Source organism: Sphingobacterium spiritivorum ATCC 33861, assembly GCF_000143765.1.
GTDB lineage: Bacteria > Bacteroidota > Bacteroidia > Sphingobacteriales > Sphingobacteriaceae > Sphingobacterium > Sphingobacterium spiritivorum.
On record NZ_GL379771.1, the window covers coordinates 435,051 to 448,449 of the forward strand.

Genomic DNA, 13,399 nt, shown 5'->3' on the forward strand with positions numbered 1-13,399 from the left:
AAACCATCTGTATTGTAAAATATGACTCAAAACTCACGTCAGGATATCTTATTAAAAAAGGTCTGCCGATTATCCCGGCAGACCTTCATTCTTTAGAAGCATGTACGGATGTACACACTCCAATTCAAAAATCGTTAATACTGTCCTGTACTTAACAGAACCAATGTACAGGCATTTTCTACCTCTATACCTTTCTCTTGTGCCAGCTGTGCCAGCTCCCTGTTCTCCGCTCCGGGATTAAAGACAATACGTCTGGGGGCAGTTTTCAGGATGTATTCGTATAACGGCTTCTGATTCTGGGCACCCATATACATTGTAATTGTATCAATATCGGTATGTATAGTCTCCGCAGGTTCTATCGGCTGTTCGGCAACAACACCTTTCTTCAATCCTACATTGACAATATCATGTCCAAACCTTGTCAGCATATGAGCGGCTTTATATGAATATCGTTCCGGATTAGTACTGGCACCTATTATTAATGTTTTTTTCATACGATTCTCCTATCTGTTTGCATTAGTCTACCATAAAATCGCCATCCGCATTATATGCATTCTTCCGAAGAATAGGCATACCCAGGATTTTGTACAATTCATCCAGTTTGACCAGACTACCGTTGGTCATATTGGACAATAATACAATGGTTACATCATTTTTCAGATCGCGTACATACAGATTGCGAAATCCGTGCCACCATCCTGTATGATACACTACGTGTTGATCATTATGATTAAACGTTCTCCATCCGTATCCATATCCGAATGCTCCCTTTTTACTCGGGTCATTTCTGGGTACATAAGCCGAATCCAGTGTTTCCTGTTTTAATAACCGGCCTTCACGCAGCGCTATGTCCAGAAGGAACATATCCTCTACCGTACTGTATATTCCTTTATCACCCAACGGGCCATCCAGGAAATTCTGTACAACAGATCTTCTCCATACCTTATCATGACCGATTACTTTGACAGGTATTTTTTCATAAACAGCTTTGGAATAAGCAGCCGTATGCTTCATTCCCGCAGGATCAAATACATTCTCCTTCAGAAATACTGCGTAATCCTGTTTGGAAACCTTTTCTATAATAGCCCCCAAAACCATAAAATTACTGTTGTTATAATGAAAACGGCCGTCTGGTTTTCCGTATCTTCCGGGTTTATGCTCCGTCAGCAGACGGATAGCATCCATATTACTCATCCCTTTCTTTTTATCTTTCCATACACCATCCGCAAAATAGACATAATTAGGAAGTCCTGAACGATGAGTCAGCAACATTTTCACAGTAATTCCTTCATAGGGAAAATCAGGAAAGAAATCATTGACTGTCTGATCCAGCTTTAGTTTTCCTTCTTCCACCAACTTCAGGATTGCAATAGAAGTCATTGGCTTAGTAACGGAAGCCAGTTCAAACTGAGATTGAATATTGAGACTATCCTTTAATAAATAATTGGCCCATCCAAACGATTTTTCATATATGATCTTGCCTTTCTTAGCGATCAGCACATTGCCGTTGAAACCAGCTTTTTTATGAAGATTCTGCATAAAAGCATCGACGGCTTTGTCTGCTTCATTCGGGTTATACAGAAGTCGTATACTATCTTGTTCTGCCTGATTTTTTTCTTCTTTAATTTTACGTTCTTCGGCAGATGTACAGCCGATCAAACTTATAACACTTAAACCTAACAGGACTTTCGCAACAATCAATTTCACAAGTTTTTCTTTAAATTTTTGAGGTACATATCTATAATGTCAAAAAATAACAATTTAGTATGTAAAGGACAAATAAAAGAGCCACTTTATTGCTAAAGTGGCTCTTTTATTTGTTGACAGATCCGGATTATGCTAATAATCTTACCGGATTCTCAATCAATGGTTTTAATGTTTGTAAAAACGCTGCTCCGGTTGCACCATCCACTACTCTGTGATCGCATCCCAAAGTAAGCTTCATGATATTACCAGGTACTACAACTCCGTTTTTAACAACCGGAATATTCTGGATTGCTCCTACAGAAAGGATTGCTCCATCCGGAGAATTGATGATAGAAGTAAATTCATCAATACCGAACATACCCAGATTTGAGACAGTAAATGTAGAACCTTCCCAATCCGAGGGTTGCAATTTTTTAGATTTAGCTCTTTGTGCAAATTCCTTAACCTCCGTAGAAATGTGAGATAATGATTTGCCATCTGCAAAACGTACAACAGGAACTAATAAACCATCTTCAACAGCAATCGCAACACCAATATTTGTATGCTCATTGAATCTGATTTTGTCACCACCCCATGATGAATTTACCGCCGGGTGTTTTTTCAAGGCTATAGCAACTGCTTTGATGATAATATCATTAAAAGATACTTTCACAGGAGCTACTTCATTAATCTGTTCTCTGGCAGCGATAGCATTATCCATATCAATGCTGATAGTCAGATAGAAGTGTGGAGCTGTATACAAACTTTCAGCAAGACGACGTGCAATTGTTTTACGCATTTGCGATACCGGCTGTTCTGTATATTTCTCTTCACCTACATATGTTGGCAACGTGATTGTTTTGGATTCGGTAGCCGGTGCTGCTCCTGTACTTGCAGGTGCTGCGGCAGGCTTGGCAGAAGGCACGAATGATTCCACATCTTTCTTTACAATGCGTCCGCCATCTGCAGAACCTTTTACATCATTCAGATTGATTCCTTTTTCTTTAGCAATTTTACGAGCCAGAGGAGAAGCTTTTACTCTTGAATCATCAGCAGAAGAACCGGCAGTTTCAACAGGAGCACTTTCAACAGCAGCCTTAGGAGCTTCTTCTTTTTTGCTTTCTTTTGATTCTGCTTTAGGAGCTGCAGATTTTTGATTCAGTAAAGGTGTTACGTCTGTTCCTGCAGGACCTACGATAGCAATGATATCATTTACTTTCGCTGCCTGTCCGGCTTCAAGACCAACATATAATAAAGTACCGTCTGCATACGCAGTTACTTCCATAGTCGCTTTATCTGTTTCCACGTCAGCAATAGCATCATCAGATTTGATGGTATCTCCAACTTTAAAGTTCCATTGAGCAATGACACCTTCAGTCATGGTATCACTCAACAACGGCATAGTGATCACAGTGACACCAAGGTCTTCTGCAGACACACTTGCTGAAGAAGACTCTTCTGATGCAGTTGTCTCTTCTTTAGCTTCTTCTTTCTTCTCCTCAGCAGGAGCTGCAGAAGCGGCCGAAGATCCGTCAAGCAAGGCCTGAAAATCTTCCCCTTCTTCTCCAAGTACAGCGATTACTGCATCCACAGCTACAGCTTCACCTTCTTTGGGTCCGATATATAACAATGTTCCTTCCTGATAAGATTCGAAGTCCATTGTAGCTTTATCTGTTTCAATCTCTGCAACAAGATCTCCAGAATTTACTTTGTCACCAACTTTTTTGTGCCACTTTGCGATAACACCTTCAGTCATGGTGTCACTCATTTTAGGCATTTTTACTACTTCAGCCATTTGTTTGCTTCGTTATATTTAGTTAAAGTAATTATCAATTAATCCATTACAAAAGGATAATCCTGTTGTACGTAAACATCATTATAGATTTCTGAAGCATCCGGATATGGAGACTCTTCTGCAAATTTCACAGAATCTTCAACCACTTTTTTCACATCCGCTTCCACCTCTGCAAACCACGCATCATCAGCATATTTATTTTCCAGGATCGCATGTTTAGTAGACAACAACGGATCACGGCCTTTGTACTCTTCTAATTCTTCTTTAGTACGGTATTTAGCAGGATCTGACATAGAGTGTCCTTTGTAACGGTAAGTACGGATTTCTAAGAAAGTCGGGCCTTCTCCTGCACGTGCACGCTGAACAGCTTCATCCATAGCATTGTGAACAGCTACTACATCCATACCGTCAACAGCTGCCGAAGGCATATCAAAACCATGTCCCATCTTGTAGATGTCGATCATATTGGTTGTACGCTGTACGGATGTTCCCATTGCATAACCATTGTTTTCACAAACAAAAATCACAGGAAGTTTCCACAACATAGCCATGTTAAGGGTTTCGTTGAAAGCTCCCTGACGAACAGCCCCGTCTCCCATATAGCACACGTTAACATTTTTGGTACCGTTATACATTTCAGCGAATGCAATACCAGCACCTAAAGGAATCTGACCACCTACGATACCGTGGCCACCCATAAATTTGTGCTCTTTAGAGAAAAAGTGCATAGAACCACCTTTACCTTTTGAACATCCAGTTGCTTTACCATATAATTCAGCCATACAAGCATCAGCAGATACGCCCTTAGCTAATGCGTGAGCATGGTCGCGATATGCTGTGATCAATGAATCTTCAGGACCGATTACCGACATGGTACCAGCTACTACTGCTTCCTGACCGATATAAAGGTGACAGAATCCACGAATTTTTTGTTGACCGTAAAGCTGACCAGCTTTTTCTTCGAATTTACGCATGAGTAGCATGGATTTATACCACTCTAAATATGTCTCTTTTGTTATAGGTGTTGAACTCATTTTCAAGTATTGAATTTCTGACTTAACTGACTACAAATCTAATCAATATTTACAACATTTTTGTCATAGACTACAATTTTATTACAGTGTAAAAACATTCTAATTGCACTCTGCATGATTGATTAACAAAATTTAACAGCTAAAGAACAGCGGATTTCCTTTTGAATATTTTTTGTAAAATCAAAGCGACCATTTGATATTTTCTCAAATGGTCGCTTTTCAAAATCGGATGATTTGCTTCCGGATGGAAGATTTCTTTTTGAAGACTTCAGTAACGGGTCTATTGGTCTGTGCGGATCGCTGAGTCAGCCCTCTGTTTACTAAGTAAAACAGTTATTTCTTGTTCTGAAAGTTTTTGCTGCTCACCGCTTTTCATATTTTTTAAAGAAAGTTTTCCGGTATTTACTTCTTCTTCACCTATCAAAAGCACATAAGGTATACGTTTATCGTCGGCATAACTCATCTGCTTTTTGAGTTTGACAGCCTGAGGATACAATTCCACTGCAATCCCTGCCTGGCGTAACCGGTTCAGCAACGGAAGTGTAAATGCCTCTATAGACTTGTCAAAATTAACGATTAATAATCTTGTATTATCAGACTCATGCTTCGGATACAGATCCAGCTCTTCCAATACATCATATATACGATCTGCACCGAAAGATACACCTACACCGGTCAATCCTTTGAGACCAAACATTCCAGTCAGGTCATCGTAGCGACCTCCGCCACCGATACTCCCCATAGACACTTCGTTAGTTTTCACCTCAAATATACAGCCCGTATAATAATTAAGCCCCCGGGCCAATGTGATGTCGAGTTCTACATATTTATTATATACTTCTCCGGATACATCCAGTTGATTGAGGTAGGCGAACACTTCTTCCAGTTCTGCCACACCACGAAGTCCTGTTTCAGATTTTGCCAGTACCGAACGAAGCTGCTCTATTTTGGAAACGGTAGATCCTTCCAGCAAAATAATCGGGCGCAGGATAGCAAGATCGGCCTCCGTAAATCCTCTTTCCAGCAATTCTTTGTTTACGCCATCCAGTCCTATTTTATCCAACTTATCAATGGCAACAGTCATATCAAAGATAAGCTCCGGTTTGCCGATTATTTCAGCTATTCCGGAAAGAATCTTTCGGTTATTGATCTTGATTGCAAAATCCCGGAGCCCCAGTGCACGCAGCGCTTCATGATAGATGAGAATAAACTCTGCTTCATTCAGCAGGCTTTCCGAACCAACTACATCCACATCACACTGATAAAATTCACGGTAGCGTCCGCGTTGCGGACGATCTGCACGCCATACCGGCTGAATCTGGAAACGCTTGAACGGAAGACTGATTTCATGCTGACGCATGACGACATAACGGGCAAATGGCACAGTCAGGTCATATCGCAATGCCTTTTCCGAAAGATGAGGAATCAGACTATTAGAAGCTTTTTCTGCTAAAAGAGCATCCGGAGCTTTACTTAAATAATCTCCGGAATTCAGGATCTTAAAAATCAATTTATCACCTTCATCACCGTATTTACCGGTCAATGTCTGTAGATTTTCAAAAGAAGGTGTCTGAATTTCCTGATATCCATACTTACGGAATACGGATTTCAGCGTATTAAAAATATAATTACGTTTTTCCATTTCGGCAGGTGAAAAATCACGTGTGCCTTTAGCCAATGAAGGTTTTACTATTGCCATATCACGGCAAAGGTAAGGTATACAAATGAAATATCCATGTAGTACAGGCCGCACAAATATCAATGAGCATAGTTTGGATATTCCATATGACCATTGAAAATCAAATTATACACATATGAAATTTTATGAAAATACCTGCGGTGAAATTAGAATTTACAGGTTACTCGGTCTCAAATATCTTGAGGTATTCGCAGGCCTTTTCTGCGGCAAGCTTTTCGGCACTTTTTTTATTGAAGTCCCTGCCTATACCACATACTTCTCCTTCTACAATCGCTTCTATACTGAACATCTTGGAGGATTCTCCTTCAGGATTAGCCGTAGGAAGAAATTGAACGTCTTTGCCAAGATGCTGACACCATTCAATTAATCTGCTTTTAAAATTGGTCTCCGTCACTTCGAGCAGCTGAATATCAACGTGGGTTTTGATAATTCTGTTCAGCAGAAAACTTTTGGTAAATGTATAGCCCTTATCCAGATATACAGCTCCGACAAGTGCTTCAAAAGCATCACCCAGCAGGGACCCCTGCTTATTAGGGAAACTGATCATACGAGCATCGTATTGAATCAGTTCATTTAAACCAAGTTTTCGGGAAAGTTGATTGAGGTTGGCTCTGCTGACGATTTTTGACCGCATCTCGGTCAAAAATCCTTCATCTTTGTAGGGATATTTTTTAAACAGTAACTCGGCGACGACAGATCCTAAGATTGCGTCACCCAGAAACTCTAATCGTTCATTGCTGTTTTTGGCACCTTCCTTTATAGCAGTAGCCACAGACTTATGTCTGAAGGCCATTTGGTATAGCCGTATGTTTTCAGGGACAAACCCCAATAGGTTTTTCAGCTTCCGCACATAAGCTCTATGTGGCGAGAAATACAAATTATAAATCCGCGAAAAGGGCATGCTACTCAAAAAAGGATGAGAGGATAGAACCTCTCTTTACCATTACAGGATCCCTCTACAATCAACACAGGCAATTAAGGTTGATACTTTTTGAAAATAACGGAAGCATTATGTCCGCCAAACCCAAAAGTATTACTCATCGCTGCATTTACCACACGTTTTTGCGCCGTATTGAATGTAAAATTCAATTTATTATCCAGTTCAGGATCGTCGTTAAAGTGGTTGATTGTTGGAGGTACTATGTCATTCTGGACAGCCAGGATTGAAGCAATAGACTCAATCGCACCGGCAGCACCCAAAAGGTGTCCTGTCATCGATTTGGTCGAGCTGATGTTCAATTCATAAGCATGATCCCCAAATAATTCTTTAATAGCTTTTGTTTCACTGATATCTCCAAGAGGTGTAGATGTACCATGCACATTGATATAATCAATTTCATGTCCATCCATCCGGGCATCACGCAAAGCATTTGACATCACCAGTTTTGCGCCTAACCCTTCCGGGTGTGGTGCGGTGATATGATTTGCATCTGCACTCATTCCCCCTCCTACAATTTCAGCATAAATTTTTGCTCCGCGTGCCAATGCATGTTCCAGACTTTCCAATATAATCGTGCCCGAACCTTCACCTGCGACAAATCCATCACGGTCCTTATCAAAAGGACGGGAAGCTGTCTTGGGATCGTCATTACGGGTAGACAATGCATGTAATGCATTGAATCCGCCTATGCCCGCTTCATTGATAATGGCCTCAGAGCCACCGGAAACGATAATATCACACAGACCGGTACGAATGTAATTGAATGCGTCGATCATTGCATTAGTCGAAGATGCACATGCAGACACACACGAAAAGTTTGGTCCGCGTAATCCATAACGCATCGAGATATGACCCGGAGCAATGTCCACGATCATTTTCGGAATAAAGAAAGGATTGAAACGAGGCGTTCCATCTCCTGTGGCGAAGTTTGAGACTTCGTCCAAAAACGTTTTTAATCCACCAATCCCCGAACCCCAGATGACTCCTATCCGATTAGTGTCAAGTTTTTCAAAATCCAGTGCTGCATCTTTAATAGCTTCTTCCGTAGATGCCATGGCGTATTGAACAAAAGGATCGACCTTCCGTGCTTCTTTACGATCCATGAAATCATGCGGATCGAAATCTTTTACTTCGCACGCAAATTGGGTTTTGAATTTTGATGCATCAAATCTTGTAATAGGAGCAGCACCGCTTACACCATTTATCAATCCTTCCCAGTATTCCGGGACAGTATTGCCAAGTGGTGTAAGAGCGCCTAACCCTGTTACTACTACTCTTTTAAGCTCCATTTATGATGATTGGCCTAATTAAATTAGTTAGTTAACGTTTTTTTCTAAATAAGCGATTGCTTGACCTACTGTACCGATGTTCTCAGCTTGATCATCAGGAATAGCTACGTTGAATTCTTTTTCAAACTCCATGATCAACTCGACTGTGTCAAGTGAATCAGCACCTAAATCATTAGTGAATGAAGCTTCTGGCGTTACTTCGTTTTCGTCAACACCTAATTTTTCAACGATAATTGCTTTTACTCTTGAAGCGATATCTGACATGATTTTATAGTTTAATTGTTTAATAAATCTGTGCAAAGAAAAATAAATTTCACCAATTATCAAATCTTTTTGATTTTTTGGCGCAGCAAAAGTAAGCATGTTAATCCAATATTCAAACTGTAAAAGACTAATACTTAACCGTATCCAATAATACTAACTTTTGGCTTTATTTACAAATATTCTACTTTGTTAATGCAAATTTTACATAGAATACCCGCAAGATACGTGAAATTATACTAATTTCGTATAAAACATCTCAGCAAAATTGAATAAAATAACTGTATTTAAATTGGAAATGGACATGGAAGAAGAACTGGATTTTGTTCTTCTGGGTATTAGCTCCCCTTTACGGGACTACAGATTATGCCATTTTATCAACAAAACTACAGGCCTCCAGTTTGTATATGGTAAAGAAAGTAATATCGACCATAAGGGAAATATGAAAGAAGGGGGAAAAGAAGAGTATGAATACCATATCATACAGGAAAAAAGTAAAGGCAAAAAGCCAGCTTTGAAACATCATTTTGCCATCTACAGATATTGCGATGTCGACTACGAATACGAGTATTATCTTATTAACAACAGGAGTCAGGAAGGCGGTTTATTAATACCTGAAATAGCAAATTTTGACTTCTTTCTGGTCATCAAAAACTTCATACATGAAGAAGATTTACGCCTCCTTATTCAGAATCTGAATCGTATAAATGACGTCATAATGGTAAAAGAAATAATGCCTAAAATATTGAAATCTAAAGAAAATCTCATATTTTAGCGCACTTGAAAGAAGAGTGTACATACTACACTATAAATTATAAACTTCAAATCAGATGTTATTCTTTGTAAAAAGAAGGGTAACAGCAAATAAAAATATAAGTAGTTTTTAAAACAAAATATTACATGAAGAAGATTCAAAAACGGACCAAAATTGTGGCAACACTTGGCCCGGCATCAGCAGATAAAACTGTCTTGACAAATATGATTGCCAAAGGTGTCGATGTATGTCGCCTTAACTTCTCCCACGGAAGCCAGGAAGATCACCTGAAAGTGATCAACACAATCAACGAAATCAACAATGAACATCCCTTTAACGTAGCTATTCTTGCCGATCTTCAAGGACCTAAAATCCGTATTGGTAAAATGAAAGAGGGTGGCGCTATCCTGATTAACGGTTCTGAGGTAGAAATCACAACTCAGGAACTGATCGGAGACGAAAAGCGTATCTATATCACATATGAAAACTTCCCCAATGATGTTAAGGAAGATGAGATTATCTTATTGGATGACGGTAAATTACAATTGAGAGTAGTCTCTACCAACCATAAAGATACTGTATTCTGCCAGGTTGTTCACGGAGGTGTATTGACTTCCAGAAAAGGTGTCAATCTTCCAAATACAAAAGTATCTATCCCTTCACTGACAGAAGAAGATCTTGACAACCTGAACTTTGCTCTTGATCATGGTGCTGACTGGATCGCTATGTCTTTTGTACGTTCGGCAGAAGATATCTACCAGTGTAAAGAGATCATCAAAGAAAAAGGAAGTCATGCGCGTGTAATTGCTAAAATCGAGAAACCTGAAGCGATCGAAAATATCGATGCGATCATCGAAGCGACAGACGGTATCATGGTTGCACGTGGTGATTTGGGTGTTGAGATGCCAATGGAAGAAGTTCCGGGATTGCAAAAAATCATCGTTCAAAAATGTCGTGACCTTTCCAAACCGGTTATCATTGCTACGCAGATGCTGGAAAGTATGATCACTACTCCTCGTCCAACACGTGCAGAGGTCAACGATGTGGCCAATTCTGTATTGGATGGTGCAGATGCTGTAATGCTTAGCGGTGAGACTTCCGTAGGAGAATTCCCGGAAATCGTTATCGAAACAATGGCTAAAATCATTGTACATGTAGAGCAGACATCATACAACTACTACAGCGACAAGAGTGATCAACATACAGATCTGACAAAGATCCCTGATGCGATCTGTGGTTCATCGATCTACCTGGCTGAAAAAACAAAAGCTTCAGCTATCGCCGTGATGACATCCTCAGGTTATACTGCATTTGAAATCTCAAGCTACAGACCGGATGCAGATATTTATATTTTCACAGGAAACAAAAATTTACTGAGATCATTAAGTCTGGTTTGGGGTGTACGAGCATTTGTGTATGAAAAATTTGAAAGTACTGACGGCACAATTCAGGATGTAAATAAGTTGCTTACAGAAAAGAACCTGGTATCTCCGGGACAGATCGTAATCAATACATCTTCAACACCGCTCCGCGAAAAAGGAAGAACAAATACAATTCGGGTATCCGAAGTAAAATAACTAAAAATAAGGTGGCTGGATATTCGGCCACCTTATTTTTTTAGCACAGAATCCTTTTTTAGTAACAAGGGACGGAAGTTATATGCCTCTTTCAAGGGTAACTGATCAAGTTCATCCAGTTTTTTTGTGCCTGGCATCGGAGCCGAATCTTTGCCATATAATTTAACTGTCAGGATCTCTCCCTTTCTGTTTTTCACCTCGTCCGGATTCACAGGATAAACCTGCAACCTCTTTACTGTATCCAATAACGGAATCTGCTGATCCGGAAAAACTTTACGTCCTTTCTTTTCCTGATATTTAAAATCCTGAGCAAAAGAATAGCTCCAAATGCTTAGGAAAAGTGCTGTGAATATGCTATATTTCAGTTTCATAACATGTGAAGTGTATTTCCTTAAAATTAAGCAACAATTCTCAATAACAAATCATAATGCGCCACATTGCCTGTTAAATATTGTTAAATGAACGTTTTGAAGATAAAGCATTTATATTTTTGTAACAAATGAAACAAAGAAGTATTACTGTCATTATTGGATTAATGTCCATTGCTCTGCTTGGAGTAATGGCTATGCAATACTTTTTTATCCGCGACTCTTTCCGTCAAAAATCACAGCTCTTCGATGAATCGGTCAATGCTTCTCTGGCAACAGTTGCGTCTAAAATAGAGAAACACGAGGTTATGGCTTTTGCCAAAACCCAACAAAGAAATAACCAGGTTAAATATGAGCGTGAACAAAAACGCTTAGAAGACCAGATCAATATTCAGAAGCAGATCGAAGCCCTTCGACTTCAGCAGTATGAGGTTCAGCAAAAGTTTAAAGATGCAGAAGATGTGCTCAAAATGAGCTACCCGATCATTGTACCTCTGGAAAACTGGTTTTATGAAACGTATATCCGACGCAAAAAATACAATTATCTGGTCAAGCTTCTGATTTCACAAGGTGTATATGAAGATAATTCTATCGGTAACTCTATCGAGGTATATGCAGTTGGTGATAAAATCGCACGTATTGCAGCAAAAGACGATAGCTGCCGATACCTTGCTTTCTTGAATCCGTACGAATTAAATTCACTGGATTTTACGATCAAGACATTGCCCCCAAAAGCAGACATGAAGATTGCGCTTCGTATACATGCCTTAGAGAATAAACTCAAATTGTCGCAACTTGATGATGCCAGCAATCTCTATGACTCCATCGCCGTAATCGGTGGTAAAAAAAATAATGTTATTGAAGATTTCGCTGCCAGCATGGAACTTTCCAAGCGTCCGTTAAAGAGTCGTATCGATGTTAGTTTCCTTAAGAAAGAACTTACACGGGAACTTTCCAACAGAGATATTAACTCCAAATTCAATATCGAAGTCAAAGAGAACAACAGTATTCTGTACAATATTAATACACTTGGTGAACTGGATAAACCTCAGAAGCACAACAGCTACTCTACACTGTTATTCCAGGGAGACGTCGGAAATGCGCCCGGCAAACTGACCATTACTTTTACGGACAAGCGTAATATTATCATGGACAATATGGGATACCTCTTTTTTCCAATGGGAGCCTTACTTGTTTTACTGATTGGTTGCTTTGCCTATACACTGACTACTATCTTCCGTCAAAAGAAAATCTCTGAGATGAAGACCGACTTTATCAACAATATGACCCATGAGTTCAAAACTCCTGTAGCGACCATCATGATTGCGAGTGAGTCTCTCAGGGATCCGGAAATAATTGCAGACGAAAGAAGAGTACATCGCCTGGCCAACATTATTTACGATGAGAATGTCCGATTGGGAGATCATATTGAAAGGGTACTCAATATCGCCAGACTGGAAAAAGAGAATCTGAAAATAGACCGCATGGATGTCCGGATCAATGACCTGACCAATGCGGTACTGGACAGCATGCAGTTGCAGATTCAAAAATCCAAAGGCACACTGGAAACTTTTCTGGAGGCAAAGGATGATGTCGTGATCGGTGACGAATTACACCTGTCCAATGTACTGTTTAATCTGGTGGATAATGCCATCAAATACAGTAAAGACAGTCCGCACATTACCGTCAGAACCCATAACCATAAAAATACGATAGTAATATCCGTCAGTGACAAGGGAATCGGTATGACTCGCGACCAGCAGCAGAAGATCTTTGATCAGTTTTACCGGATTCCTACAGGCAATATTCACAATGTCAAAGGATTTGGACTGGGGCTGAGTTATGTAAATGATATTATCAAACGTCTGGACGGCAAGATACAGGTGAAAAGTGAGAAGGATAAGGGCACAAATTTTGATATTACATTGCCACTGAAAGGGCACAAATTATAATTAGAAATGCTGCTGCTACAGCAACAGTTATTATCAATCAGAAA

General features: G+C 39.8%; 12 protein-coding genes. 3 read left to right on the plus strand and 9 right to left on the minus strand.

Annotated features, from left to right (window positions below; all coding sequences use genetic code 11):
- Nucleotides 1-134: 134 nt before the first annotated feature.
- The 8 genes from HMPREF0766_RS12000 to HMPREF0766_RS12035 form a co-directional block, all read right to left on the minus strand.
- Nucleotides 135-494: a CoA-binding protein gene (locus tag HMPREF0766_RS12000; RefSeq protein WP_002997510.1), complete on the minus strand. Its 360-nt coding sequence runs from the start codon at nucleotides 492-494 to the stop codon at nucleotides 135-137.
- Between the two features lie 22 nt (nucleotides 495-516).
- Nucleotides 517-1,707, minus strand: a complete 1,191-nt coding sequence (locus tag HMPREF0766_RS12005) for a serine hydrolase domain-containing protein (RefSeq protein WP_002997513.1) — start codon at nucleotides 1,705-1,707, stop codon at nucleotides 517-519.
- 127 nt (nucleotides 1,708-1,834) lie between these two features.
- Nucleotides 1,835-3,481, minus strand: a complete 1,647-nt coding sequence (locus tag HMPREF0766_RS12010) for a 2-oxo acid dehydrogenase subunit E2 (protein ID WP_002997515.1) — start codon at nucleotides 3,479-3,481, stop codon at nucleotides 1,835-1,837.
- A gap of 38 nt (nucleotides 3,482-3,519) precedes the next feature.
- A complete protein-coding gene (gene pdhA / locus HMPREF0766_RS12015; RefSeq protein ID WP_002997517.1) occupies nucleotides 3,520-4,515 on the minus strand; it encodes a pyruvate dehydrogenase (acetyl-transferring) E1 component subunit alpha in 996 nt (331 codons plus the stop codon).
- Nucleotides 4,516-4,795: 280 nt separating this feature from the next.
- Entirely contained in the window at nucleotides 4,796-6,214 is a 1,419-nt protein-coding gene (gene hisS / locus HMPREF0766_RS12020) for a histidine--tRNA ligase (protein ID WP_002997519.1), read from the minus strand.
- 160 nt (nucleotides 6,215-6,374) lie between these two features.
- Nucleotides 6,375-7,115: a ribonuclease III gene (rnc, locus tag HMPREF0766_RS12025; RefSeq protein ID WP_172462529.1), complete on the minus strand. Its 741-nt coding sequence runs from the start codon at nucleotides 7,113-7,115 to the stop codon at nucleotides 6,375-6,377.
- Between the two features lie 74 nt (nucleotides 7,116-7,189).
- Nucleotides 7,190-8,443 (minus strand): beta-ketoacyl-ACP synthase II, encoded by a 1,254-nt coding sequence (fabF, locus tag HMPREF0766_RS12030; protein WP_002997524.1) that lies wholly within the window; start codon nucleotides 8,441-8,443, stop codon nucleotides 7,190-7,192.
- 27 nt (nucleotides 8,444-8,470) lie between these two features.
- Entirely contained in the window at nucleotides 8,471-8,806 is a 336-nt protein-coding gene (locus HMPREF0766_RS12035) for an acyl carrier protein (RefSeq protein ID WP_002997527.1), read from the minus strand.
- A 166-nt stretch (nucleotides 8,807-8,972) separates the two neighbouring features.
- Between HMPREF0766_RS12035 and HMPREF0766_RS12040 the strand changes: the two genes are divergently transcribed.
- Both HMPREF0766_RS12040 and pyk read left to right on the plus strand, forming a co-directional pair.
- Nucleotides 8,973-9,479 (plus strand): IPExxxVDY family protein, encoded by a 507-nt coding sequence (locus HMPREF0766_RS12040; RefSeq protein WP_002997529.1) that lies wholly within the window; start codon nucleotides 8,973-8,975, stop codon nucleotides 9,477-9,479.
- 125 nt (nucleotides 9,480-9,604) lie between these two features.
- Complete coding sequence (pyk, locus tag HMPREF0766_RS12045; protein ID WP_002997531.1) at nucleotides 9,605-11,035, plus strand: pyruvate kinase; 1,431 nt, start codon at nucleotides 9,605-9,607, stop codon at nucleotides 11,033-11,035.
- A gap of 32 nt (nucleotides 11,036-11,067) precedes the next feature.
- On the opposite strand, the gene HMPREF0766_RS12050 is transcribed toward pyk, so the two are convergent.
- Complete coding sequence (locus HMPREF0766_RS12050) at nucleotides 11,068-11,406, minus strand: hypothetical protein (protein ID WP_002997533.1); 339 nt, start codon at nucleotides 11,404-11,406, stop codon at nucleotides 11,068-11,070.
- Nucleotides 11,407-11,534: 128 nt separating this feature from the next.
- On the opposite strand from HMPREF0766_RS12050, the gene HMPREF0766_RS12055 reads away from it, so the two are divergent.
- Entirely contained in the window at nucleotides 11,535-13,355 is a 1,821-nt protein-coding gene (locus HMPREF0766_RS12055; protein ID WP_002997535.1) for a sensor histidine kinase, read from the plus strand.
- Nucleotides 13,356-13,399: the final 44 nt, after the last annotated feature.

What these genes read in the sequence shown, in the direction of transcription:
- HMPREF0766_RS12055 (WP_002997535.1), top strand. Translation starts at nt 11,535, where the DNA reads ATGAAACAAAGAAGTATTACTGTCATTATTGGATTAATGTCCATTGCT.
- HMPREF0766_RS12000 (WP_002997510.1), bottom strand. Translation starts at nt 494, where the DNA reads ATGAAAAAAACATTAATAATAGGTGCCAGTACTAATCCGGAACGATAT.
- pyk (WP_002997531.1), top strand. Translation starts at nt 9,605, where the DNA reads ATGAAGAAGATTCAAAAACGGACCAAAATTGTGGCAACACTTGGCCCG.
- HMPREF0766_RS12010 (WP_002997515.1), bottom strand. Translation starts at nt 3,481, where the DNA reads ATGGCTGAAGTAGTAAAAATGCCTAAAATGAGTGACACCATGACTGAA.
- pdhA (WP_002997517.1), bottom strand. Translation starts at nt 4,515, where the DNA reads ATGAGTTCAACACCTATAACAAAAGAGACATATTTAGAGTGGTATAAA.
- fabF (WP_002997524.1), bottom strand. Translation starts at nt 8,443, where the DNA reads ATGGAGCTTAAAAGAGTAGTAGTAACAGGGTTAGGCGCTCTTACACCA.
- HMPREF0766_RS12050 (WP_002997533.1), bottom strand. Translation starts at nt 11,406, where the DNA reads ATGAAACTGAAATATAGCATATTCACAGCACTTTTCCTAAGCATTTGG.
- rnc (WP_172462529.1), bottom strand. Translation starts at nt 7,115, where the DNA reads ATGCCCTTTTCGCGGATTTATAATTTGTATTTCTCGCCACATAGAGCT.
- HMPREF0766_RS12035 (WP_002997527.1), bottom strand. Translation starts at nt 8,806, where the DNA reads ATGCTTACTTTTGCTGCGCCAAAAAATCAAAAAGATTTGATAATTGGT.
- hisS (WP_002997519.1), bottom strand. Translation starts at nt 6,214, where the DNA reads ATGGCAATAGTAAAACCTTCATTGGCTAAAGGCACACGTGATTTTTCA.